This window comes from Gilliamella sp. B2923 (assembly GCF_026536565.1).
Lineage (GTDB): Bacteria > Pseudomonadota > Gammaproteobacteria > Enterobacterales > Orbaceae > Gilliamella.
The window spans coordinates 201,976-227,727 of record NZ_JAFNNZ010000002.1 but is presented as its reverse complement, the minus strand read 5'-3'; the positions used below and the strand labels follow the sequence as shown (position 1 = coordinate 227,727).

The 25,752-nt window shown below is 38.5% G+C and carries 16 protein-coding genes and 1 other RNA gene; 7 read left to right on the top strand and 10 right to left on the bottom strand.

The features are described from left to right. Positions 1–447: 447 nt before the first annotated feature. Together J3U42_RS03715 and ssrA are read right to left on the bottom strand one after the other, a co-directional pair. Complete coding sequence (locus J3U42_RS03715; RefSeq protein ID WP_267335580.1) at positions 448–1,404, bottom strand: hypothetical protein; 957 nt, start codon at positions 1,402–1,404, stop codon at positions 448–450. Positions 1,405–1,659: 255 nt separating this feature from the next. Continuing rightward, positions 1,660–2,024: a transfer-messenger RNA gene (gene ssrA / locus J3U42_RS03710) on the bottom strand. Positions 2,025–3,513: 1,489 nt separating this feature from the next. Here ssrA and J3U42_RS03705 point away from each other — a divergent pair. Continuing rightward, positions 3,514–4,410, top strand: a complete 897-nt coding sequence (locus J3U42_RS03705) for a DMT family transporter (RefSeq protein ID WP_267335578.1) — start codon at positions 3,514–3,516, stop codon at positions 4,408–4,410. A 54-nt stretch (positions 4,411–4,464) separates the two neighbouring features. On the opposite strand, the gene J3U42_RS03700 is transcribed toward J3U42_RS03705, so the two are convergent. Continuing rightward, the gene (locus tag J3U42_RS03700) at positions 4,465–5,748 is read right to left on the bottom strand and encodes a virulence factor family protein (protein ID WP_267335575.1); all 1,284 of its coding nucleotides are present in this window, start codon (positions 5,746–5,748) and stop codon (positions 4,465–4,467) included. Between the two features lies 1 nt (position 5,749). Then, positions 5,750–8,353: a bifunctional lysylphosphatidylglycerol flippase/synthetase MprF gene (gene mprF, locus J3U42_RS03695; RefSeq protein ID WP_267335573.1), complete on the bottom strand. Its 2,604-nt coding sequence runs from the start codon at positions 8,351–8,353 to the stop codon at positions 5,750–5,752. 410 nt (positions 8,354–8,763) lie between these two features. Here mprF and J3U42_RS03690 point away from each other — a divergent pair, with 410 nt between their 5' ends. Together J3U42_RS03690 and J3U42_RS03685 are read left to right on the top strand one after the other, a co-directional pair. Next, positions 8,764–9,444, top strand: a complete 681-nt coding sequence (locus J3U42_RS03690; protein ID WP_267335571.1) for an HD domain-containing protein — start codon at positions 8,764–8,766, stop codon at positions 9,442–9,444. An 84-nt stretch (positions 9,445–9,528) separates the two neighbouring features. After that, the gene (locus J3U42_RS03685) at positions 9,529–10,371 is read left to right on the top strand and encodes an aldo/keto reductase (protein ID WP_220218913.1); all 843 of its coding nucleotides are present in this window, start codon (positions 9,529–9,531) and stop codon (positions 10,369–10,371) included. A gap of 46 nt (positions 10,372–10,417) precedes the next feature. Here the strand turns inward: J3U42_RS03685 and J3U42_RS03680 are convergent, their stop codons facing one another. From J3U42_RS03680 to J3U42_RS03660, 5 genes are all read right to left on the bottom strand, one after another. Next, positions 10,418–11,341 carry an AEC family transporter gene (locus J3U42_RS03680; protein WP_267335569.1) on the bottom strand — a complete coding sequence of 308 codons (924 nt, stop codon included), beginning with the start codon at positions 11,339–11,341 and terminating at the stop codon, positions 10,418–10,420. A 22-nt stretch (positions 11,342–11,363) separates the two neighbouring features. Beyond that, complete coding sequence (gene glnD, locus J3U42_RS03675) at positions 11,364–14,018, bottom strand: bifunctional uridylyltransferase/uridylyl-removing protein GlnD (RefSeq protein ID WP_267335568.1); 2,655 nt, start codon at positions 14,016–14,018, stop codon at positions 11,364–11,366. Between the two features lie 178 nt (positions 14,019–14,196). After that, on the bottom strand, positions 14,197–15,327 hold the full coding sequence (gene nrdB, locus J3U42_RS03670) for a class Ia ribonucleoside-diphosphate reductase subunit beta (protein ID WP_366518653.1): 1,131 nt from the start codon (positions 15,325–15,327) through the stop codon (positions 14,197–14,199). A 135-nt stretch (positions 15,328–15,462) separates the two neighbouring features. After that, on the bottom strand, positions 15,463–17,748 hold the full coding sequence (gene nrdA / locus J3U42_RS03665) for a class 1a ribonucleoside-diphosphate reductase subunit alpha (protein WP_220218917.1): 2,286 nt from the start codon (positions 17,746–17,748) through the stop codon (positions 15,463–15,465). 479 nt (positions 17,749–18,227) lie between these two features. Continuing rightward, entirely contained in the window at positions 18,228–19,568 is a 1,341-nt protein-coding gene (locus J3U42_RS03660; protein ID WP_267328673.1) for a replication-associated recombination protein A, read from the bottom strand. Between the two features lie 178 nt (positions 19,569–19,746). On the opposite strand from J3U42_RS03660, the gene lolA reads away from it, so the two are divergent. Then, the gene (gene lolA, locus J3U42_RS03655) at positions 19,747–20,340 is read left to right on the top strand and encodes an outer membrane lipoprotein chaperone LolA (protein WP_267328672.1); all 594 of its coding nucleotides are present in this window, start codon (positions 19,747–19,749) and stop codon (positions 20,338–20,340) included. Between the two features lie 135 nt (positions 20,341–20,475). On the opposite strand, the gene exuR is transcribed toward lolA, so the two are convergent. Beyond that, positions 20,476–21,252: a transcriptional regulator ExuR gene (gene exuR, locus J3U42_RS03650; RefSeq protein WP_267328671.1), complete on the bottom strand. Its 777-nt coding sequence runs from the start codon at positions 21,250–21,252 to the stop codon at positions 20,476–20,478. Between the two features lie 239 nt (positions 21,253–21,491). On the opposite strand from exuR, the gene J3U42_RS03645 reads away from it, so the two are divergent. From J3U42_RS03645 to J3U42_RS03635, 3 genes are all read left to right on the top strand, one after another. Beyond that, a complete protein-coding gene (locus tag J3U42_RS03645) occupies positions 21,492–22,754 on the top strand; it encodes an MFS transporter (protein ID WP_220218921.1) in 1,263 nt (420 codons plus the stop codon). Positions 22,755–22,827: 73 nt separating this feature from the next. Further along, the gene (gene uxaC / locus J3U42_RS03640; protein ID WP_220218922.1) at positions 22,828–24,240 is read left to right on the top strand and encodes a glucuronate isomerase; all 1,413 of its coding nucleotides are present in this window, start codon (positions 22,828–22,830) and stop codon (positions 24,238–24,240) included. 48 nt (positions 24,241–24,288) lie between these two features. Then, positions 24,289–25,752, top strand: a complete 1,464-nt coding sequence (locus J3U42_RS03635) for a tagaturonate reductase (RefSeq protein ID WP_267335565.1) — start codon at positions 24,289–24,291, stop codon at positions 25,750–25,752.

The following is a 25,752-nucleotide window of genomic DNA, read 5'->3' as shown; positions in this document are numbered from 1 at the left end:
TAAAGCTTCTTTAAAATATATCTGTGCAAGATAGTTGCTTATAAAATAAATAAAAGTTTGTTTTTATAACAAAAAAATGCTTGTTCGTTAAATTTTGAAAAAAACCGCAGTTGTGAAGTGACCCCCAATAGTTGGACAACCAATTACTTGGGGGTCACTTCATTAAGCGGTTTATAAGATAACAAATGATAACAACTAACTAGGTTATTCTGCAGGTATGTCTTTTATTTTCATATATGGTTCTAAATCACGTAATAATAAAGCAAGCTCTTTTGTCTCGATTATCGGTAATTTTCAACTTACTCGAATACTCTCATCTTAGCAAAACTAACCATTTACATTCCTCACGCCCCTAATAGATATTTGCGCCAGTTCGCTAAGGTTGCGAATGTTCGGGGATCAGCCTAGACGCAAATAATACTTTAATATACAGTTATATACATTTAATTATTTTATACTTAGCAAGTACTTTTTTTGATTGTTAATGATTCTTCTAAAATTACTTTGAAATCCAAACATTATTTGAGATAAGGAGTGATTAAAAAATAGAACATCATTTTTTGAGAAATAATTACTTTTTTTATAATAAGAAACAACATTAGGAACATCTGAATATAATAACATTGCCTCATAATGAAGAACACTATGCTTAATTGAATTAAAAAGATTATTAATGGTTTTTAAAAACTCAGTATTATCTTCATAATAATCAATACCATTACCAATGAGAATCTGTTTACAAAGCGGATAAGTGCTATTTTTTTTAGTTGAAAATAAATCTCCTATACAATCCACTTCAATTTTGTTTCTTGTCTTGAAAATACTTTTATAACAAGTAACATATGTCAATTGAACCAGCTCATCAAATAAGCTTCTAATGGAAAGTATTAACCCTTCTGTTTTTAACCTATAAAGAATAAATGGATTTTGTTCTTGTTGCATTAGTTGATATGGATTTTGTAAATTCTTTATATTTTCTTCATGAAATTTTACAATATCTATAAATTCGTGTTGAATTAATAAATGCTTATTAACAATCATTAAAGACTGCAATTCTGGATTGGTAAATCTTTCTATTTCTTCATATTTTGGCATTTGAAGAAAACTATATGATTCAATTTGAAATTGTTTTATTGAACATTCCTTATTGTAAATATAATTTTCTTCAATCAAATTAGTTCTGGGGAATATATCCTCTTTTACAATCCATTGATCATTTTCAAAAACATATATCTGTCCTTTTGGTAATTTTTGACTTGGTAATTCTATATCAGTTGAGTTTGCAGGAAGTCCAATTCCTTTTTGTTGATAGTAATTATCTTCTTTATGTGTAAAAAATTTATCCCATTTATTATAGTGAAAAATGGTTACATATCGATCATACTCATAAAATTCTTTCCGCATAAGTATAGCTCCAATAAAGTATTACAATTTATTTCTTAACCAATCTCAGGATAGTAATATACTTATTACATAATCATACACTTTCAATATACATTAATTTATCTTGATATTTGTCAGTAAAAATAATTTTAGTTTGCTACACGGATAAATGTATCTTGTTGGTACTTACGGAATACTGAAATAGCCTTTAAGGCTTGATATTACTGTATTTTTTGTGTTTTAGTGGGGTTAAAAGAATCTTACGAAATAGTGAATTGGTGGAGCTGGCGGGAGTTGAACCCGCGTCCGAAATCTCTACATCCTTGGTACTACATGCGTAGTTTGTCTTTAAATTTCGCCTACCTGCTGCGGACAAACACGCTACCGATAGACTAGCTTGATTAAGTTTAATGCTTCCGCCCCAAGCAAGGCTTCCACACGATCTCGTTTGGGTTTGACTCCTCTTTATCCCCGTCCTACGAGCGGAGGCTAGGGAGAGAAGGCTCTATGCAGGTTATTAAGCTGCTAGTGCGTAGTTTTCGTCGTTTGCGACTATTTTTTTGCGGTTTATTTACGAGGCCTACCGCACCTCGGCATGCACCTTGGGTTTCGCAAATCCCGTCGAATCCAGAATCAGCCCCAATTGTGATTTGTTATTAACTAACAATATCGGGGCATTATAGGTCAATTCAAGGGGGAATACAAGTTAACCTAAATTTAGATAAGCCCCGTTTTCAGTTGGTTTTTCGTCTTTTGCTGTGCTAAAAATCTTATCTACCACACTTTTAGTGACAGTATTAAGGTTGTCACCTGCACTGCGTTAATATAAGTTGGGCACCAATCCAATAAGCTTTAAATTAAAGACGGTGCATTGATAAACATTGACATTCTATCAGGACAGAAACCTACTATTTCAAATAAAGCTAGCCCCCAATCTTGTCAAGAAGTTTCAGAAATACCCTACGTTTTAGTATAAAAATCATCATTTAAAATAGAGAAGAACATAAAATCTTTTAATAGGAGATAATAAATAAAAGTTTGGAGGTTTTCTTTTAAAAGAATGATTACCATTGTTTATAGTTTTCGGTGATTAAGTGTGCAATACCGAATCCGAATATAACGCATTGATAATTAAGCTAGCCCCAATCCTGTCAAGAAGTTTCATAAATACCCTACGTTTTAGTATAAAAATCATCATTTAAAATAGATAAGAACATAAAATCTTTTAATAGGAGATAATGAATAAAAGTTTGGAGGTTTTTCTTTTAAAAGAATGATTACCGTTGTTTATAGTTTTCGGTGATTAAGTGTGCAATACCGAATCCGAATATAACGCATTGATAATTAAGCTAGCCCCAATCTTGTCAAGAAGTTTCAGAAAAACCCTATGTTTTAGTATAAAAATCATCATTTAAAATAGAGAAGAACATAAAATCTTTTAATAGGAGATAATAAATAAAAGTTTCGAGATTTTTTTTAAATGATTACCGTTGCTTAAAGTTTTCGGTGATTAAATGTGCAATACCGAATCCGAATATAGCGCATTAAGAATTAAGCAAGCCCCAATCTTGTCAAGAAGTTTCAGAAATACCCTACGTTTTAGTAAAAAGCTTAATATTTGTTGATGTCGGGATTTAATTATTTATTTTTTTGTATGACAGTTTAAGCCGGGTTTTTTGTTAAATAGCTAAAGAAATTTTATTTTTTTAAAAAAATTAAAAAAATAATAATCATTATAAATCAAGGGTTTATAATATTTTTTAATAAATATTATAAATTTTTTAAAATAAGTTGGAACTTTTTGTTATTACCGTTGTCTATATTATCAGATTACGTTAATTCATTTTTTTGCCCTCCACTCAATTTTGAGTGGATTTTTTTTGCCTGTCGTTTGCCTTTAGGCGTCCATGCTCTTTTTAATCAACGTTGCTATTTTCGCTTTAAGTTTTAATCTTTTAAGGCTTTGCATCTTGTGCCATAGCTTGATAACTAACACTATCTGTCCAATTTTGACAGCTATGAATAAAGTAGTATCATTGTTATTTTTATCAAGGGCTTGAAAAAATTTTAATGTTAATGATTAGAATAAGCGCTTGCCCGCCATATCGACTGTAAGTTAAGAGAATTTCTATGTTATTTTCCAGCCAAACCAAAGGACATCTAATTGCTTTGATGACCGTGTTTCTTTGGGGAACTACCTTTATTGCCACAAAAGTACTGTTGATCGATTTTAAACCCATTGAAATTTTATTTTACCGGTTTGGGTTGGGTTACTTAATGCTTTGGGTTTTGGCGCCACGGATATTTGCTTGGCAAGGATTTAAGCAAGAACTGATGTTTTTGTGCGCCGGGTTTTGTGGTGTAACTTGTTATTTTTTATGTGAGAATATTGCCTTAACTTATACCACCGCTTCAAACGTCGGAGTGATCACAACATTAGCGCCCGTGTTTACCGCACTTTTATCGATCTTCTTTTTAAGAACTGAACGGCCAGCGAAGCGATTTTATATCGGGTGTTTATTTGCTATTTTTGGTGTTGGCTTAATCAGCTTGAATGGTAAATATGTGTTGTCGCTTAATCCTTTGGGTGATCTGCTTGCGGTCGGTGCCTGTTTGTTTTGGGCATGTTATTCAATCTTAACCAAAAAATGCAGTCATTATGGATACAATACAATTTTATTAACACGACGATTCTTTTTCTATGGTTTAGTGATGATGCTCCCGGCGTTATATCTGTTTGATTTTAAATGGGGACTTGATCGCTTCACGCACTCAGCTAATCTTTTTAATATCCTATTTTTAGGCGTAGGGGCTTCGGCGATCTGTTTTGCTTCCTGGAATTATGCAGTGAAATTAGTTGGTGCGGTAAAAATTAGTATCTACCTGTATTTAGTGCCAATTTTGACCATTATTGCCGCAGTTGTGATGTTAAATGAGCCTTTCACATGGATAGCCGCTATCGGTACGTTATCAACCCTTATTGGGGTGTTGTTATCGGAAGGAAAATTCAGATTCACTAAGCATTGATCTAATCAATCAAATAAGTGACTACAAGGGGCTTGTGCCCCTTTTTACTGTATGTTAAGGGGTTATGCGTTTATCGATAGCATCCATAATGATTTGCCCGAGGTGGGGGTAATTATTATCAAAATGGTGACCGCCGGGGAGTTCGACCGTTTCGCCTTTCATTTGTGGTTGCAGACATCCGGTTTCGTCTTGTTCTTCCTCGCCATAGATGCAAAAGAGTTTATTAGTTGGAATTTTGTCGACTTCCGGTGCTGTTTTCATCTCTTGACCGGATTGTCCTAGCCAGCCGCTGATCTCAATTTCGAAGTTAGCATCTTTGGAAAAGGCGATCAATACCAAAGCTTGTACGGCTTGTTGATCTTGTGGGGATAAGCGATTATAAAGTGCCGGTAAGATATCACCGCCGAACGAATAGCCAGCCAGTACAAAGCGCTTTGTGCCCCATTTATCACGGTATTGTTGCATTAAATAGGCTAAATCTTTGCTACTGCGCTCGACTGAACGATGTTGCCAAAATAGTTTTAATGCATCTACGCCAACCACCGAATAACCATTTGACGCCATATATTCGGCGGATACTTTGTCTAAATCCCGCCAACCACCGTCACCGGAATAGTAGAAAGTGACGGTTTCCGGGTGAGCTTGTTTATCTTTAGCGGGCAATTCAATGACCGGTAATTGTTCATGCTCGCCATATAAAATCGATGATAAATGTAAACTTAATAACTCAACCGGCGAGGCCTGATACTCACCAATAGACGTTGTGACATTAATCTTTTTTTGTTCACGAGGAAACACAGCCACAGCTTCATCGGGTGGGTTGTTCCAAATAACCTGCCAACTGCCATGGCTGGCTTGAGAGGGTAATGGGGCATCACAATCTTTATGGTCTAGTGTGAACTCAATTGATAGCGCTTTGGCATTATCACTTTGTTGCTCAGTTAACCACCGATAGGCAAACGCTGCGCCTTCTTGCATACCGGCGACCACATAGTGGCTCTCGTTAAGGATTTTTTTAGCTTGATCAAAGCGGTTTTGCTGCTCAAGGCAACTGGCATTTGGTTTTAATTCAAATTGTACCAGTTTTGCCCCCGTGCTTTTAGATAAATTAAGCAGTTGTTGAGCGCTGAAATGGTTTTCTTCGGTAGCAACAATGATAGCAGCGGCTTCCGCTGATGTTTTCGGTGTTGCTGATAATACTGAAAAATTCGAGTCAATGGTTATCGTATTGACTGCAGCGCTTTGCCGTTTTTTATAATAATACAGACCAGCAAAGACAAGTAACGTAATGAGCACCAGCATCAAAAACAGTAAAATATAGCGTAATGTCTTTTTCATATTATGACTTCTTACCTTTTTTTAATCCGGTAATACCACCTGAAATCAGTATGGTGGTATCAATAAGGGCAACTAAAGGATCGAGCCCGGTCGGAACAGCCATATAACGTGGCTCCCAATGTGTGGCAAACTTATCTTTGAATCGCCTTAATCCTTGAAAGTTATAAAAGCGTCCACCACGGCGAAAGACTAATGCGCCTAATCGTTGGATTATCGGTGCGCCTCGGCGCCGTTGCATTCCGGCCAGCGGTACCATGCCTAAACTAAAATATTTAAATCCTTTTTGTTGATAATGCAAAATCAAGCCAACCATTAAAAATTCCATAGTCAGTTTTGGAATATCTTGCACAACTCGCATTAAATCGATGCTTGCTGAGTAATGTTGGTCAGTTTCAAGTAAGTTTACAAAGGCAATAATGCGCCCTTGATACTCAATGGTGGCAATGGTGAAACGATCTAAATATTGTTTAGAAAAAGAGCCTAACGAGAATTTTTTCTCTTTGGTATGCTTATTGCTCAGCCAGGCATCCGACACGGTTTTTAACTCATCTAACGGAGCAGTACCCGGCGCATAAAATTTAAGACTCAGCCCGTCACGCTGACCACGATTCCATGTGTAACGCAGATCTTTATAGCCTTTTGAGGTTAAGTCAAATTCAGCTAAATTAACTAAAGCCTCTTCCCCCAGTTTAATCGCTTGCAAGCCGATATCCATATAAAAAGGTAAGTTGGCCGCTTTAACGTGGTAAAATACCGGCCGTAAATGATGTTGATCGCATAAATCCCGAAAAGCCCAAATTAACTCAGCTCGCTCACCACTATCACCAATAGGATCGTAAAGGGCAACCATGCTTCGTCTACGTTTGGCATACATGATAAAAGCGGTTTGTGTTTGGTTAAATAACAGCGATTTATCGGCATTCATGGCAAGCAAACCTTCCGGCTGTTTGGAATTGAGGATGATTTGATAAGCTTTATTTAACTCCTCTTGCTTCGGCAGATTGATAACCGGTAACGAAGGTCGAAATAGCCAATAGAGCATAATACAAGTGAGTAAAATAAAGCTTGCTAACGCCATTTTTAATCCTCGAGGTGCTTGACTATCTAACTCAAATTGCCACCACAAAGATTGGTTGTAAGGCGCGTTTTGGTAGATAAATAGTGTCAACCAAACCAACAGAGCAATCAAACAAAAACAGATTGCAAAGGATTTCAATGAATAAGGTAAAACTCGCAATCGGCTTTTACGATAAAAGGTCGTTCTAAACTTAATCAATAATAAGGTTATAGCGGATAAAAAACTGGTTTCAATCCAATGCAGTCCACTTAACAGCGAGCAACAGCTACCTAAAACCAATAAAATAATCGACACGTTCCAAGCGCTATATAGTCTGCGACGTAGCCCCATTGCCAGCAGTAAACACAGTACACCAATTAAACTGGCGCTTAAGTGGGCAAGGCTGACCACTTTATTTGGTATGATAGTGGTGACAAATGGATGATTGTACCCGGGGATGATGCTGGAAAACATCATCACCACGCCGGCAACAAAGACTAAAACCGCCATAATGGCTGCGGCAATGCCGGTTTCGTTTTCGTCAACTTGCGGAGCAGTTAAAAATTGTTTGCCTTCGTTGATTAACAACAAAATACTGGCCGGAATCAGTGGTAAAAGGATATAAATGATTCGATAAATGATGAGTGCAACGGTTAATTGCGCTGCGCCAATTTGCGATGAAAATGCCGCTAACATAATGGCTTCAAATATCCCAACACCACCGGGAACATGACTTAATACCCCAGCGACTAATGCAATAATATAGATCATAATAAAGGTGATAAAGTTGGGCTGATTGGGGATAAGAAAGTAGAGAATGGCTCCGGCTAATAGGACATCAAATAATGTGATGAGAAACTGACAACTTGCCAGCTTTAAGTTAGGCAGGCGGATTGACCAGTGTAAAAATTGAAATAATTGACTATCTGGATTTGGTCTTTGGGTTAGTCGATGACAATATAAATAGAGTAACAGCCCGGCATAAAGCCCAACAACGCCACCAGCAATAAGCCAAACCTGTCCCGCCGACAAATGCAAAGCTAACATGGTGTCGTGGGGGTGAATTAATGCTGCAACGGCGGCGAGCAGTGGTAAGGTAAAACCTAACGACAAAGTGACGAAAATTGACATTCTGGCAACATCAATGGTGGTTAAACCATACTTAAAATAGAGCCGGCAACGGATTGCACCGCCGGATAACGCCGATAACCCAACGGCATTACCTATGGCTGATGCACAAATGCCACCGACTGCAATAGTTGATCGTTTCAAATCCACGCCGGCATAACGAGCGGCTGACCATTCATAGCATATCAGCATAATATAACTCCCCATCGCTGACAGACAGGCAAACAGCACCGCACGAAATGAAAGCTTATCAAAAGCATTTTTGATATCTTGCAGATTAATTGTTTTTAACAGTTCCCAACAAACGATTAACGCAACAAAAAAAATAGATAAGGCTAGAAGTAAAGCTAAAAATTGACGATAGCGAGTGAAGTCTTCTATCAATTGCCATGGCAAAACTTTACGCGCTGAAATTTTCACTTAATCAACTCCAAAAATCTGCTTCGATGAAATTTAGGTTTGGCATTCTAACGCTCGCTATTGATGAAAACAATCAAGGGAAAATTAAAGAAAATATAAAAAAAACATTAATTACTGTCGGTTTTTAATGGTTATTGTTTATTTATTGTGCGGATTTATTGTTGAATCTGAATTTTACGTATTATTTTCATTTGTCCAATTCGCCTATTATTAGCTTAATATTATTCAATGATAAGGCTTTTAGCGATAGGTTACAGTTTGCTATAATTTGCTTAAATTTATTTAATAAACTGTAAATGGTGTCTGTTGAGTCAACAATGCGATAATTTCCTTCATTTATCACTCACGATTTGTTGCTTTTATAAAGTTAATCCAACCGAATATTTAACCGTTATCATTTTTATAAACTTATGAATACAAAATTAGCTGCCCGAATAAACGACCAACAACAATCTGTGATATTAGCGGTGCAATCCTATGTTGCGCAAAAGTTAGCCCATGATTTTTCCGGGCATGATATTGCGCATATTGAGCGAGTGGTTAGCTTGGCACAGGCAATATTGATTAACGAAGCTAACGCCGATGCTTTTATCGTGATATTGAGCGCCTATTTACATGATGTGATTGACGAAAAAGTGGTTGCTGATGTTAATCAAGCGGTGAGTGAATTGCGGGATTATTTATTTTCGCTAAACTTAACACAAACACAAATCAATCAGATTTTCGATATTATCGAAAATATGTCTTATCGGAAAAACTTAAGTTCAGTAAAAAAATTATCGCTCGAAGGGCAGATTGTTCAAGATGCTGATCGTTTAGACGCCATTGGCGCAATTGGTATTGGTCGAACTTTTTATTATGGCGGTAACAGACATAATATTATGCACAATCCTGCCATATCACCCCGAACGCAACTTAACGAAGATAACTACAAACAACCTAACACGGTCATCAATCATTTTTATGAAAAGCTTTTTTTACTGAAAGATATGCTCAATACAACCACAGCGAAACAGCTAGCAAAACAGCGGCATGAGTTTATGCTTCAGTTCGTTAACCAGTTTGAAAAAGAGTGGCGAGGGGAAGCATAGCGCTATTAAGTTTAATTCATTGAATATATCTATCATGTCGTTATAATTAATGAAGTTATAAAATAATGGGTAAAGGAGCGGGCAATGAATTTATCTATCAATACTAAAATAGATTTGGGCAACAATGTTGCCATGCAGCAGCTTGGTTTTGGTACCTATAAATTAACCGATTTAGATCAGGTAATAAAGGCGGTAAACACTGCCACTAAGGTTGGGTACCGTTCATTCGATACTGCTGAGCTTTATCAAAATGAAAAACAGCTTGGGCAGGCGATTAAGCAATGTGGTGTTGACCGAAAAGATTTATTTATCACCTCCAAAATCAGCAATCAAAATCAAGGATATGAAAAAACCTTAGCTGGTTATGAACAAACGTTGAAAGATCTCCAACTTGATTATCTTGATCTGTTTTTAGTGCACTGGCCACTTAATAGTACCTTTTTTGAAACGTGGCGAGCGTTTGAAAAACTTTATGAAGAAAAGCGTGTCAGGGCAATTGGTGTCTGTAATTTTCATATTTCGCATTTAGAACTTTTAGCCAGTCAAGCCAATATCAAACCTATGATTAATCAAATTGAGATCCATCCTTATTTAACGCAAATTGATTTAGTCCGCTATTTGCACCAGCATGATATCGCCATTGAAGCTTGGTCACCTTTAGCTCGCAATAAAGTATTGAGTGATCCGCTTTTGGTGAATATTGGCGATCGGTATAATAAATCGGTGTCGCAAGTCACTTTACGCTGGCATTTACAAAATGGCTATATCGTCATTCCAAAATCATCACACCCCGATCGGATTGCTGAAAATGCTAATATTTATGATTTTGAGTTAACGGCTGATGAGATGCGTAAAATCAACTGTTTAAATCAAAATTACCGCACTGGCCCAAATCCCGATGATGTGTATACTAAAAATGGCTTTTAAAATGACGCCGATGCGCTTAACGGACTTTTAGTTAAGCGCACTTTTACTATACCGGAACTGGCGCCCCCACTAACGATAACACAATCGGCAGTGTAATTAAGCTCAATAACGTGCTGACCAGCGTCGCACTGGAAACTAACTCAGGGTGCGTATCAAATTGTACTGACATTAAAGTGGTATTGGCGGCACTTGGCATAGCGGCTAATACCACTAATACTTGCTTATAAACCGGTAAAATCGGTAAATAATAGACCATTATGCTTGCCACAATCGGTGAAATGACCATACGGGTGATTAACGAAAACGACAGTTTAGGATAATCGAGTTGTTTAATGTGTATCTTAGCAAGCTGCATACCTAAAATAATCATAATCACCACAATGGATGAATCACCAATCATATTAATTGAGGTCATAATCGATTTGGATAATGGAATATGACACAGCTGAAACATAATCCCCAAAAGTGCTCCATAAGCCACTGGCATGCGGATAACTTTATTAATCACATCTTTTTGACTGACGATATCGCTACGAGAACTACCTTTAGCGGCATAATAGATACCCACGGTGCTCATCACAAATTGTTGTAACACCATCATAATCACGCCCAAATCAAAGCCAACCGCACCAAAAAAGACCAATAGTACCGGCGTACCATAATTGCCATTATTCATAAAACATGAACTTAAAATCATTGCGCATCGCTCTTTGGTCGAATATTTCATTATCACCGACCAAATCGAGACAATCGCCACTAATGACAGGCAAAGCCCAAAGATATACATCACATAAAATAGATAATCAGTGGTGAGGGTATGGGTGTAGAAAGTTTTAAATGCCAAAAAAGGCGAAAGCACATACAGTGACATTTTAGACAGATTAGCCACATCAAATTTTAAGATTTTTTGGGCGATAAAGCCGACAATAAAAATACAAAAAATAGGGAATAAAATGATAAAAAATTGCATAAATAATATCTTTATTTGTTAACTAGCTTATTGAATCAATCGCATTGATGATAGATTCACGTAAATCATGGCAAGTTTTATCATCAAGCGCTTTATTGTGTTTATCGGTTAAGATAAACAGATCTTCGATATGTTCACCAATGGTGGCAATTTTAGCACTACTTAATGACAAATCTAAATTGGCAAACACTTCACCGACACAAGCAAGCAAGCCGGGTTTATCAAGGGCGATCAGCTCCATATAGGTTTGGCTATCATTAAACGCTGATAAAAAGTTAACTTGCGTTGGGATTGAAAACGATCGTAATCTTTGTTTTGGTGGTTTGATCCTTACCCCTTTATAAACCGGTTGTTGTAATGCCTTTTCAAGTGCGGTGATGATATCTTGATGCCGATTTTTTTGTACCGTTTGCCCGTTCGGCTCTAAGACGATAAAGGTGTCGAGGGCAAAGCCTTTTTTGTTGGTGATAATTAAGGCATCATGAATATTTAAGTTAAGTTTACTGAGCGTATTGCAAGCGGTTGCAAACAGATAAGGTCTATCAGGTGAATAGATAATAATTTCAGTTCCGCCATGATAAGGCGCCGGATTGATTGATACCAAGGTTTGGTTTAAATCATGGTTTAACAAAATTTGCGCGTGCCACACGATCTGTTCGGTACTGTAACGCAAAAAGTAGTCGACCCGATAATCTTGCCAAAGATCATTGATTGCCGGCTCAGAAAAGTGTTGCTCAAGCAGCATGGTTAATGCATCTTGCTTATGTTGCCTTGCAATACTACGTTGCTGAGGTATTTGGTGAATGCCGGTATCAAACGAGCGTTTAGCGGTTAAATACAGTTCACGTAGTAGGCTCTGTTTCCAGCTATTCCATAGCGTTTCATTGGTGGCACACACATCGGCAACCGTTAAGCAAAGTAGGTATTGCAAACGGCGTTTGCTTTTCACCAATTGCACAAAAGCACGGATAACATCGGGGTCTTGTAAGTCTCGATTTTGTGCGGTGACAGACATTAATAAGTGGTAACGCACCAGCCAGATAATCAGATCGGTATCTTTTGCCTCTAATTGATGTAAATGGCAGAATTTTTCTACCAGTTTGGCGCCGATCTCTGAATGATCGCCATGGTGCCCTTTACCAATATCGTGAAATAAACCGGTAATGATTAACAGTTCCGGTTTGGATAATTTGGCTAGCACGGCTGAACTATTGGGGTGCTTGAGTTGACCGGCTTGTGTTTTGAAGCTATCAAGCTCCAGTAACAGGCGAATCGTATGTTCATCCACCGTATAGGCATGAAACAGATCAAATTGCATCATACCGGCAATGTGTTTCCAACCCGGTATATAAACCGTTAATATGCCATATTGGTGCATGGGCAATATCGCCTTTTTAATGGCATCGGGGTGTTTAATTATTTGCATAAACAGCGCTCTAGCTTTTGCCTCTTCACAAAGTAGCGAAGTTAAGTGCCGTCTGGCTGAGCGTAATTGTCTAATGGTGTTTGAATAAAGTCCGGTAACTTGTGGATTAAGCAACATGGTATAAAACAGTTGCATAATCATGACCGGATCGTCGTTGAAAATATTATCATTTTTGACGTCGATTAAATTCTCCCGAACTTGAAAATAGTCATCGATATCATAAGGTTTATTGTTGGCGTGTTGGGCTAAAATCGATTCATCAAAAAGCTGTAACAGCATTTGATTTAATTCGGTAATATTATGCGCTACACGATAGTAGTCGTGCATCATCTTTTCAACCGGTGTATTGCCTTCGCCTTTATAACCTAGCAAATTAGCAATGCTCAGTTGGCGGTCAAACAGCAGGCGGTTATCATAACGATTTATCACGCTATGCAACGCAAAACGCATTCGCCATAAAAATTTACGGCACGTTTTAAACTCTTCGATATCTTCGGGCGTTAAGTAGTCAAAGTTAGCCACTTTCTGCAAAAACTGATCACCATAATGGCGAATTGCTATCCATTGAATAATTTGCATATCACGCAAACCGCCCGGGCTATTTTTTAAATCCGGTTCAAGATTATAGGTGGTGCTGTGATACTGTTTATGACGCTCTTTTTGTTCGGCAACTTTTGCCCGATAAAACGCCGCCGAAGGCCAGATTTTATCGCTAAAAATCTGTGCGCTTAGCTCATCTGATAGCGATTGACTACCGACAATTAATCTTGATTCGATTAAGTTGGTCATAATTGTGATATCGTTTTTCGCTTCTTGCAGGCAGGTTTTTAACGTTCTGACGCTATGCCCGATATCTAAATGCAGATCCCAAAGTAAACGCACTAAATGACCTATTTGGTTTTCCAGCTCTTTACTTAGTGCTTGGTCACTTAAGATTAAAATATCAATGTCAGATAGCGGATGTAGCTCAGAGCGGCCATAACCACCAACCGCAATTAATGCAATGCGATTTTTTTTAAACAGTGAAGGAGTTTGTTCGGGGATTTGATAATATCGCCATAAACGTTCAAGCAGCTTATCAATAAATGCACTGCGTAAATGCACTAAGTCATCGATATCAACTTGTTGTTTAAACTGATCAACAGACCATTGCTGAAAGTCATCGAGTTGCTGTTTAAGATAGTTAATATTTATCTGCTCATCAGTAAAATCGAGCGGAGAAATCGGGTAGTTCAAATGGGCATCAGTCATAGTTGTCAAATTGATCAAGACAATGGGATGATGATAACGTTACCTGATTTTTAATAACTGTCAAGCTACCGTTAGGGTAAAAATGACCTCAATAAATCTGTATAGATGATAAAAAAGGAACAATTTTTTGTTCCTTTTGTCCAGAAGTTTCAGAAAATGCCCACGTTTGAGTATAAAACTATAATTTGAAATCGCTTAAATCATCTTCATTGATTTCAGAATCAATTTGACCCACTAAGTACGAGCTCATTTCAGCTTCTTGTGGGGCAACTTGGACATTGTCTGATACTAGCCAGTTGTTGATCCATGGAATCGGGTTGGATTTTACTTCGTACGGTAATTTTAATCCGACTGCTTGCATGCGGATATTGGTGATATACTCGACATACTGGCATAAGATATCTTTGTTTAATCCAATCATTGAGCCACCTTCGAAGAGATACGATGCCCACTCTTTTTCTTGATTGGCGGCTTGTAAGAAGAGATCATAACAATCTTGTTCACACTCTTTGGCAATTTCCGCCATTTCTGGATCGTCTTCGCCACTGCGTAAGGTGTTAATCATAAATTGGGTGCCGGTTAAGTGTAGTGCTTCGTCACGGGCGATAAGTTTGATAATTTTGGCATTACCTTCCATTAATTCCCGTTCAGCAAATGCAAATGAGCAAGCAAAGCTGACATAAAAGCGAATCGCTTCAAGGGCATTGACGCTCATTAAGCACAGGTATAGTCGACGTTTAAGTTCACGTAGGTCGATTGTTACCGTGCGATTGTTAATTGTGTGCTTGCCTTCACCAAATAAGTTGTAATAGCTGGCATAGCTAATTAAATCATCATAATATCCTGCAATGTCGCCGGCACGTTTTTGAATCTCTTTATTCGTCACAATATCGTCAAATACCACTGACGGATCGTTGACAATATTACGAATAATATGCGTGTAAGAGCGAGAGTGGATCGTTTCAGAAAATGACCATGTCTCAACCCATGTTTCAAGTTCGGGGATCGAGATAAGGGGCAATAAAGCCACATTCGGGCTACGGCCTTGAATGGAATCAAGTAAGGTTTGATATTTTAAATTACTGATAAAAATATGTTTTTCATGTTCCGGTAGCGCCGCATAGTCGATACGATCTTGCGAAATGTCGACTTCCTCCGGTCGCCAAAAGAATGAAAGTTGTTTTTCGATAAGTTTTTCGAACATCTCATATTTTTGTTGATCGTAACGTGCAACATTAACCGGTTGTCCAAGAAACATCGGTTCTTTAAGTTGATCATTATGCACATGCGAAAAGGTACTGTAATTCATACTCATAACAAAACTCCTAACTGATTTTTAGTTATTTTTACCGCCACCTTTCGACAGTGAAAAGAGGGCAACATTAGGGGAAAGTATCCGTTTCCCCAATACAATGATTAAATGGCTATTTTTTATAGCGTTAGACTAAATCTTACAGGCGCCACCAGCACAACCGTCATCACTTTCAGTAAGTGCAATATCACCTTGAACATCTTCAGCACCGTCACGGGTGTTGTGATAGTAAAGTGTTTTTACGCCGTATTTATAAGCCGTCAATAAATCAGCTAACAGCTGTTTCATCGGTACTTTATCATTCGGGAATTTAGTCGGATCGTAGTTAGTATTAGCTGAAATCGATTGATCGATAAATTTCTGCATAATGCCCACTAACTGTAAATAACCGGTATTATTTGGAATTTGCCAGAGTAATTCATAAAAGTTTTGCAGATCTTTATAGTCAGGCACAACCTGTTTTAAAATCCCGTCTTTTGAGGCTTTTATGCTGACAAAACCTCGTGGCGGCTCAATGCCGTTGGTCGCATTGGAAATTTGTGACGAGGTTTCCGAAGGCATTAAAGCCGATAGGGTTGAGTTGCGTAAACCGTGGGTTTTTATTGATTCACGCAGTGACTCCCAATCATAATGTAATGGCTCTTTGGTTAAGGTATCTAAATCTTGTTTATAAGTATCAATAGGTAAAATACCTTGTGAATAAGTAGTCTGATTAAATAACGGGCAGGCTCCCTTCTCTTTAGCTAAGTTATTCGACGCTTTAAGTAGATAGTACTGCATCGCTTCAAAGGTGCGGTGCGTTAAATTATTGGCGCTGCCGTCAGAATACTTAACACCATGTTTAGCCAGATAGTAAGCATAGTTAATGACACCGATGCCTAAAGTGCGACGGTTAAGGGAGGAGTTTTTCGCCGCAGGAACAGGGTAATCTTGATAATCAAGTAATGAATCAAGGGCACGCACCGCTAAATCAGCGAGCTCTTCAAAGTCATCAAGCGAATCAATTTTACCCAGATTAAAGGCGGATAGTGTACATAGGGCAATTTCACCATTTTCATCGTTGACATTATTCAGCGGTTTGGTTGGCAACGCAATTTCCATACATAAATTTGATTGATGAACTGGCGCCAGTTGTGCATTGAACGGGCTGTGCGTATTACAATGGTCGACATTTTGGATATAAATTCGCCCGGTTGAAGCACGTTCTTGCATTAATAAAGCAAACAGCTCGACCGCTTTTACTACTCGCTTGCGAATATTGACATCTTGTTCATATTGATGATAAAGCGTTTCAAATTTTGCTTGATCGGCAAAAAATGCATCATACAGACCCGGCACATCAGACGGGCTAAACAGCGTGATATTTTCGTTTTTGATTAAACGCTGATACATCAGTTTATTAATTTGCACGCCATAATCTAAATGACGAACACGGTTTTCTTCAACGCCACGGTTGTTACGTAAAACCAGTAAACTTTCAACTTCTAAATGCCAGATAGGGTAAAACACCGTCGCTGCGCCACCACGTACGCCGCCTTGTGAACAAGATTTCACTGCGGTTTGGAAATATTTATAAAAAGGAATACAACCGGTGTGGAAAGCTTCACCACCACGAATTGAACTGCCTAACGCACGAATGCGCCCGGCATTAATGCCAATTCCGGCACGCTGAGACACATATTTTACAATGGCGCTGGCGGTCGCATTAATGGAATCTAAACTATCATCACACTCAATTAAAACACACGAACTAAATTGACGGGTTGGGGTACGTACTCCTGCCATAATCGGAGTAGGGAGCGAGATTTTAAATGTTGAAACCGCATCATAAAAACGTTGAATGTAACTAAGGCGGGTTTCTTTAGGGTAATTAGCAAATAAACAGGCCGCCACTAAAATATATAAAAACTGGGCACTTTCATAAATTTCACCGGTTACCCGATTTTGAACTAAGTATTTACCTTCTAACTGTTTTACAGCGGCATAAGAGAAGGTCATATCACGCCAATGGTCGATGATCTTATCCATTTGTTCAAACTCTTCTTGGCTATAATCTTCCAGTAAGTGTTTGTCGTAACGTTCGCTGGCAACCAGTTTTTTGACGTGCTCATAAAGTGGCGGTGGTGTGAATTGGTTATACGCTTTTTTACGTAGATGAAAAATGGCTAAGCGAGCAGCTAAATATTGATAATCCGGCGCATCTTGTGAAATCAAATCAGCAGCGGCTCGGATAATGGTTTCATGAATATCAGAAGTCCTAATGCCGTCATAAAATTGAATATGGGAACGCAATTCGACTTGAGAAACCGACACATTATCTAATCCTTCAGCCGCCCAGGTAATCACTTTATGAATTTTATCCAGATTGATAGGTTCTTTTTGGCCATCCCGCTTAGTGACAAGTATTGATTTGTTCATTTTCCATCCAGTTTGATTGTGAAATTTTTGTATGGGTTATAATAGTTGATAATTATCAAAATATACAATATATAGTGCCTATTAATCATTTAATTACTATATATAGTGTATATATTCATCAATAACGTACCGTTTTTTAATTAAAAAAAGGCTTTAGCGCTAACCGTGCTCCAATGTTGTTTATTATTCAATTAAATAACAAAGTTAGGTTGGCACAGTAAAAATTCGAAAACTATATTGATAAGAAATACCTATGAATAGCAAACGGTCATTTTATCATTTAAACTTGTTGCCGTTTGTTGATTCTTTTTTGATAAACAACTGGCTTATCGTGTTTGGCAATAAGTTCAATATCGTGCTGTTGTTAATGTTTATTGTTCAGACTGACTTTTAGTATTCGACTGTTTATTTTCGTGGTTTTAAACAATATAACACCGGTTATTATTACCGGCGTTAACTTTATATTAAAAACACGGTGATTACTTTTTAGATGATTTATACCGTTGATTTAAGCTAGCTTGATTTTGGGCATCTAACCATGCCAGTTTTTCTGTATAACTCTTTTCTGCCCCTCGAGTTGTGGGGTGATAATATTTACGATCGGCAAGTTCGGGTGGAAAGTAATTCTCACCGGCAGCGAAAGCATTTGGTTCGTCATGAGCATAGCGATATTGATCGCCATAACCTAACTCTTTCATTAATTTTGTTGGTGCATTACGTAAATGTTCCGGCACATCATAATCGGGTTTCGATTGCGCATCTTGCATTGCCTGTTTAAACGCCAGGTATACCGCATTACTTTTTGGGGCACAGGCTAAATAGACAATCGCTTGCGCTATAGCACGTTCGCCCTCCGCTGGTCCAACACGGGTAAAGCAGTCCCAAGCGGCAAGGGCAACTTGCATCGCCCTAGGATCGGCATTTCCGACATCTTCTGAGGCTATCGCTAATAGGCGACGTGCAACATACAGCGGGTCACCGCCTGCTGAAATGATTCTGGCATACCAATAAAGCGCAGCATCGGGCGATGAGCCTCGAATGGATTTGTGTACTGCCGATATCAAATCATAATAACGATCGCCTTGATTATCAAATCTGGCGCTACGTTCGCCAATAACTTGTTTGAGCAAATCGGTGGTGAGCGCTTGACCGTTAGACATATCAACCAATAGTTCTAACGTATTAAGTGCTCGCCTTGCATCACCGCCGACAAATTCAGCAATTTGCTGTTTAGTCTCTTGCGGTAAAACAATTTGACGATTGCCATAGCCACGCTCAGGATCATCCATCGCTTGTTGTAAAATCTGTTCGATATCTTCATTGGTCAACGATTTGAGTAAGTACACTCTTGCTCGTGATAAGAGTGCTGAATTTAATTCAAATGACGGATTTTCTGTTGTTGCCCCAATAAAAGTAACAGTGCCATTTTCAACATAAGGTAAAAAGGCATCTTGCTGACTTTTATTAAAACGGTGAACTTCATCCACAAATAAAATCGTGCGTATGCCTGCTTGCTGGTTAATTTGGGCTCGTGAGATCGCTTCACGGATATCTTTAATTCCCGATGTCACCGCTGAAATGCGTTCTACTTTAGCATTGGCATGGTGAGCAATAATCTCTGCCAGTGTCGTTTTACCGGTGCCCGGTGGTCCCCAAAGGATCATTGAGTGCAAATGCCCGGCTTCAATCGCTTGACGCAATGGCTTATCCTTGCCTAACAGCTGAGTTTGACCAATATATTCAGATAAATTACGTGGACGCATTCGAGCCGCTAATGGCTGAAATTCATCGTGAGTAAATTCAAAAGACATACTAGGCATGGCAAAGAGTGATCCCAATTGGTTAAATGAAAACTATTATATACCTGTTATTAGATAAGTGAAAAAAGAAAAGAAAATATCTTTCCCCACTGACAGAAAAACGGTAATATTTTGAGCTTATTCAGCAGTTGTTTATGAGTTAACCATTGATACCGGATCGAAAATAGAAGGATTGTTTATGAAAAAGTTTTTATTCTTAATAGGGTTATTCGTTAGTGTGTCGGCATTTGCAGGCGATAAGGAATTATTACAACAACGGTTAAATAAGATTGACGGATTTTCTGCCCGATTTACGCAAAAGGTGACAACCGCCGATAATAAACCGGTACAAGACGGTAAAGGTGAATTATGGGTAAACAGACCTTATTATTTCAATTGGACAATGACAGAACCGGATGAAACAATCGTTATTTCCGACGGTAAAAATATGTGGATATATACTCCTGCAGTCCAACAAGTTACCTTGTTAAATTTAAAAAATTCGGTCGATAATCGTTTAATGTTACTTCTTACCGATAGCCATAATGCGATTTGGGATTCCTATCAAGTGAAACGCAAGCAAAATTCATTTACCTTAAAAGCAATCGATGGTTCAAAAAAAGATTTTATTATTTCGGTATTGCCGACCGGTATGGTTTCTGACTTCACCGTTATTGAAGAAGACGGACAACGCAGTTTTTATGATTTATCTAACCAAACTTTAGGGATAGTTAATGCGGATAAATTTAAACTTGTTGTGCCTGGCGGTGTCACAGTTGATGATCAGCGTTAATGGTAATAACTAGCTAATGCTGACTAAATTAAACATTTGGGGCGAGTGCTAACAAACAGCCCCAACTTAAAGCTAAATGATGTTTTATTCATTTAATCAATTAAAATGGCTATTTGATACACTCACTGTCACCGTTTAATGATCTTTTTCATTAATACTCACAACAGGGTTATCGGAAAACAGATAGTGATCTCGTTTGGTTTCAAAATCCTCACTTGCTGCATCAAATAACATTTTTTTGGTGTTCTCCAGATGTTGCCACATGGCTAATTTGGCCGCTTTAGGATCACGGTTAATCAGTGCTTCTAAAATCTTATCATGTTCATCCCACCAGCTATCAATATCTTGTTGTTGTACATGTTCATGTAGCTTTTTCCATAACGGATTTAACATCCGTTGCCGCCATGCCTCTTCAACAATGGTTATCAAAGCAGTATTGCGCGTTATCATGGCGATTTGGGTGTGAAATTTTAAATCCCAGTTGGAGTCACGATAGTGATCTTCTTTTTTCGCATTGTGCTGGATTTCTAACAGCTTAACAATATCATCTTTGGTGATCTGCGTTGCGGCAAATTCAGCAATATTACTCTCTATCAGTTGACGAGCTTGCAACAGTTCAAAGGGACCTGTGGTTGAGAAGTTTAACCCTTGTGACGGGGGTAACATATCGGTTTGTACTGTGTTGGCTATTACATGTATGCCAGACCCTTTACGTGCATCGACATAACCTTCCACTTCCAACATGATAATTGCTTCTCGCACAACTGAACGACTTACTTTAAGCTCTTCACATATCAATCTTTCCGACGGCAGTTTGCTGCCGACAGGGTAATCACCATTGATTATTCGCTTTTTAAGCTCGCTGGCAATAACTTGATAGAGCCGCTGATGTTCGTTTTGTTCTTGGGTCATAATTATCTTGCTAAAAGGTTTAAGTTATCAAGGATCTTAAAATAACATCTAATCGGTTAGAGTTAAATAATATTGCCTGAATTTTTTCGAATAAACAGTATGTTGTTGAACGATTTTAATAAAAAAATAACCGTTTAAATATTAAGGTTATCATTAAAATCTGTGATGTATGTCAACTTTTTTAGTTGTCATACATGTTAATATGCGCCAGAATGTTTGTCGATTTAGGAGTAGTAAAGATGTTAAAAACCATAAAAAATCTGCGTTGGTATATGATAGCTTTAGTTACGATTGGAACTATACTTGGCTATTTAACTCGAAACTCGATTGCGGTTGCCGCTCCAGTTCTTAAAGATGTTATGGGGTTAACCACCCAACAATATTCGTATGTTGTTGCTGCATATTCAGCTTGCTATACGGTAATGCAACCGGTTGCCGGATATGTTTTGGATTTGTTAGGGACACGCGTTGGTTATGCGGTTTTTGCCTTATTATGGTCGGTATTTTGCATCAGCACCGCCTTTTCAACCGGATGGCTTGGGCTGGCTATAACACGTGGCGCTGTCGGTGCTGCTGAAGCGGCAATGATTCCAGCCGGCTTAAAAGCGACAAGTGAATGGTTTCCGGCTAAAGAAAGATCGATTGCCGTTGGCTGGTTTAATTTAGGTTCATCCGTCGGGGCAATGATAGCCCCACCATTGGTTGCCGGCGCAATTTTCTTACACAGTTGGCAGTTAGCCTTTATTATTTGTGGTTTATTAAGTTTTATTTGGGGGCTATTTTGGTTTGCTCTTTATCGACACCCAACCGAACAAAAATATCTATCTGCTGAAGAGCAAAAATATATATTATCCGGTCAAGAAGCTGGTCACCAAACATCCAATAAAGAAAAGTTACCTGCTAAAAAAATTCTCACAACCAGCCGCTTTTGGGGGATTGCCTTACCTCGTTTTTTAGCCGAACCGGCATGGGGAACATTTAATGCATGGATCCCTTTATTTATGTACACCGTTTATCATTTTGATTTAAAACAGATTGCGATTTTTACTTGGTTGCCAATGTTATTTGCCGATTTAGGCTGTATTTTAGGCGGGTATATGTCGCCGTTTTTTCAAAAACATTTTAATGTCAGCTTAGTGAATTCACGTAAATGTGTGGTCACTGTCGGCGCTGTATTGATGATTGCGCCAGGCCTTATGGGGCTGTTTTCCGATCCTTATATCGCTATCATTTTATTTTGTATTGGCGGCTTTGCTCACCAAACTTTATCCGGTGCCCTAATTACCCTGTCATCAGATGTTTTCGGTCGGAACGAAGTTGCCACCGCTAATGGATTTACCGGTATGGCAGCATGGCTTGCCAGTACGATTTTTGCTTTGATTGTTGGGGCACTTGCCGACACGGTCGGTTTTAGTCCGTTGTTTGTGATTTTAACTTGTCTTGATCTTTTAGCTGCGGTAGCGGTGTGGACAATTTTAAAAGCCCCAACAACCAATCAATAACTAATTAAATCAGACTGCCAATCATTTAATCGATTGGCAATCGAATTGCTAAACACTGTTTTTGGAGATGAATATGCGCTTTTTAACCGAAGATTTTTTACTGGATACTGAGTTTTCTCGTCAGCTTTATCATGATTATGCCGCTGATCAACCTATTTTTGACTATCATTGCCATTTACCACCGGAGCAGATCGCTCAAAATTATCAATTCAAAAACTTGTATGACATCTGGTTGAAAGGCGATCATTATAAATGGCGAGCAATGCGCACTAATGGTGTTGCTGAAAAATATTGTACCGGCAGTGATGTTAGCGATTTTGAAAAATTTAAAGCGTGGGCGCAAACTGTGCCACATACCATTGGTAATCCGTTATACCACTGGACACATTTAGAGCTTCGACGTCCGTTTGGCATTGATAACCTCTTACTTTCCCCTGCAACGGCTGAAACAATTTGGAATCAATGTAATGCCATGCTTGAAACAAAAGCATTTTCCGCACGTGGCATTATGGAAAAAATGAACGTTAAAATGGTTGGCACAACTGATGATCCTATCGATGATTTAGCCCACCATAAAACAATTGCGCAAGATAGTTCGTTTACCATTAAAGTGTTACCGAGCTGGCGTCCGGACAAAGCGTTTAATATCGATTCGCCATTTTTTGCTGCTTATATGGAAAAACTATCCGCCGTGGCCGATGTGGCTATTTCAAGCTTCCAATCACTTTGCCAAGCGCTCTCAAAACGTATGGACCATTTTGCCGCTCACGGCTGTAAAGTATCCGATCATGCCCTTGATACGGTGGTTTATGAGCAAGCGAGCGAAACAGAGCTCGATGCGATTTTAACTAAGCGTCTTGCCGGTGGTGAGTTAAGTGCAAAAGAGGTCGCACAATTTAAAACCGCTGTGCTTATCTTTTTAGGTTTTGAATATAACAAGCGTGAGTGGGTACAACAGTACCATATCGGCGCATTGCGCAATAACAATACTCGCATGTTTAACTTAATGGGCGCCGATATCGGCTTTGATTCAATCAATGATTCCCCTGTCGCCCAGCCGCTTTCTCGATTATTGGATGCACAAGCAAAAGAAAATGCATTACCGAAAACGATTTTATATTGTTTAAACCCTTCTGATAACGAAGTTCTTGGCACCATGATTGGTAATTTTCAAGGTGAAGGCGTTGCCGGCAAGATGCAATTTGGTTCCGGTTGGTGGTTCAACGATCAGAAAGACGGCATGATTCGTCAAATGACTCAATTAGCCCAGCTAGGCTTATTAAGTCGTTTTGTTGGTATGTTAACCGATAGTCGTAGTTTCCTTTCTTATACTCGTCATGAATATTTTAGACGTATTTTGTGTCGTATGGTTGGTCGTTGGGTCGAAGACGGCGAAGCACCTCGTGATATCGAGTTATTAGGTCAAATGGTGAAAAACATTAGCTTTGATAATGCCAAAAACTATTTTGGTATCGAGCTCAATTAACAAACGATCATCCAAACGAGTGAAATTAAAATAAGAGCAATAATAGTAATGAAAAAATTAAATAGAAATGCTTTTCCCGGCGCAAAATATACCACCCGAGTCGTTCAGTTTGGCGAGGGTAATTTTTTACGTGCCTTTTTAGATTGGCAATTAGATATACTGAACGAAAATACCGATCTTGACGCTGGCGTGGTTGTTGTGCGCCCATTAAATACCGACTTTCCACCTTCGTTAAATACGCAAGATGGTTTATATACCACGTTAATCCGTGGCTTAAATGAACATAATCAGGCGGTAAAAGCGTTTAGAATGATTCGTTCAGTCAATAACGAAATCAATGTCTATACTCAATATGATGAGTATCTTCAATTAGCTAAAGATCCCAATATTAAGTTTATCTTTTCAAATACTACCGAAGCCGGTATTAGTTATGTGGAAAGCGATCAATTGACCGACAGACCGGCTAGCAGTTTTCCGGCTAAATTAACCGCATTTTTATATGAAAGATTTGTTCACTTTGCCGGCAGTAAAGACAGTGGCTTGATTATTATTCCTTGTGAGCTAATCGATTATAACGGTGAGGCGCTGAAAAAATTAGTCTTAAAATATGCTAAACAGTGGAATTTGTCAGACAACTTTATTGCATGGCTGGAAAATGACAATCTATTTTGCTCAACATTAGTTGATCGCATTGTGCCCGGCTACCCAAAAGCTCAAATCAATGAACTTGAGCAAGAATTAGGTTATCAAGACGACTTTATCGATTCGGCAGAGTATTTTTATCTGTTTGTGATTCAAGGTCCGCAGTGGTTGGCTCAAGCGCTACGGTTAGATCAATGTAACATGAACATTAAAATCGTGGATGATATCAAGCCTTATAAAGAGCGAAAAGTGGCTATTTTAAATGGCGCACATACCGCTTTAGTGCCGGTCGCTTACTTAGCCGGTCTTGATACGGTGGGTGAATCAATGAATGATCCGCAAATCTTATCTTATATCAAAGCAACGATTTTTGATGAGATTATTCCGGTGTTAGATTTACCACATCAAGAGTTGGTCGATTTTGCTAATTCAGTGATTAGTCGATTTAAAAATCCTTTTATTGAGCATCAACTAATGTCAATTGCTTTAAACAGCATGACAAAATTTAAAACCCGTATCTTGCCGCAATTAATCGCCTATCAAAAACACAAAGGGCAATTGCCTGTGCATTTGGTGTTCTCGTTTGCCGCATTAATCGCCTTTTATCGAGGTGTGAGAGATAACCAGCACTATCCATTACAAGATGATGCGCTTTGGCTAACACGCTTTAGTACAGCTTGGCAAGATGTAGCAGAAGGTAAAGCAACATTAGCCCAGTTAGTAGAACAAGTCTTAAGTGATCGTGCACATTGGGAGCAGGATTTATTGGCTATTGCTCAATTAGCATCAACCCTAACACAATATTTAACGGTAATAACCGGACAAGGTATGCGCAAGGCAATCGAAAAATGTGTGACTGATAGCAAATAA

Excerpts from the sequence above, each read along its gene's own strand:
- J3U42_RS03715 (WP_267335580.1), bottom strand. The coding sequence starts at position 1,404 with ATGCGGAAAGAATTTTATGAGTATGATCGATATGTAACCATTTTTCAC.
- J3U42_RS03705 (WP_267335578.1), top strand. The coding sequence starts at position 3,514 with ATGTTATTTTCCAGCCAAACCAAAGGACATCTAATTGCTTTGATGACC.
- J3U42_RS03700 (WP_267335575.1), bottom strand. The coding sequence starts at position 5,748 with ATGAAAAAGACATTACGCTATATTTTACTGTTTTTGATGCTGGTGCTC.
- J3U42_RS03690 (WP_267335571.1), top strand. The coding sequence starts at position 8,764 with ATGAATACAAAATTAGCTGCCCGAATAAACGACCAACAACAATCTGTG.
- J3U42_RS03685 (WP_220218913.1), top strand. The coding sequence starts at position 9,529 with ATGAATTTATCTATCAATACTAAAATAGATTTGGGCAACAATGTTGCC.
- J3U42_RS03680 (WP_267335569.1), bottom strand. The coding sequence starts at position 11,341 with ATGCAATTTTTTATCATTTTATTCCCTATTTTTTGTATTTTTATTGTC.
- glnD (WP_267335568.1), bottom strand. The coding sequence starts at position 14,018 with ATGACTGATGCCCATTTGAACTACCCGATTTCTCCGCTCGATTTTACT.
- nrdB (WP_366518653.1), bottom strand. The coding sequence starts at position 15,327 with ATGAATTACAGTACCTTTTCGCATGTGCATAATGATCAACTTAAAGAA.
- nrdA (WP_220218917.1), bottom strand. The coding sequence starts at position 17,748 with ATGAACAAATCAATACTTGTCACTAAGCGGGATGGCCAAAAAGAACCT.
- J3U42_RS03660 (WP_267328673.1), bottom strand. The coding sequence starts at position 19,568 with ATGCCTAGTATGTCTTTTGAATTTACTCACGATGAATTTCAGCCATTA.
- lolA (WP_267328672.1), top strand. The coding sequence starts at position 19,747 with ATGAAAAAGTTTTTATTCTTAATAGGGTTATTCGTTAGTGTGTCGGCA.
- exuR (WP_267328671.1), bottom strand. The coding sequence starts at position 21,252 with ATGACCCAAGAACAAAACGAACATCAGCGGCTCTATCAAGTTATTGCC.
- J3U42_RS03645 (WP_220218921.1), top strand. The coding sequence starts at position 21,492 with ATGTTAAAAACCATAAAAAATCTGCGTTGGTATATGATAGCTTTAGTT.
- uxaC (WP_220218922.1), top strand. The coding sequence starts at position 22,828 with ATGCGCTTTTTAACCGAAGATTTTTTACTGGATACTGAGTTTTCTCGT.
- J3U42_RS03635 (WP_267335565.1), top strand. The coding sequence starts at position 24,289 with ATGAAAAAATTAAATAGAAATGCTTTTCCCGGCGCAAAATATACCACC.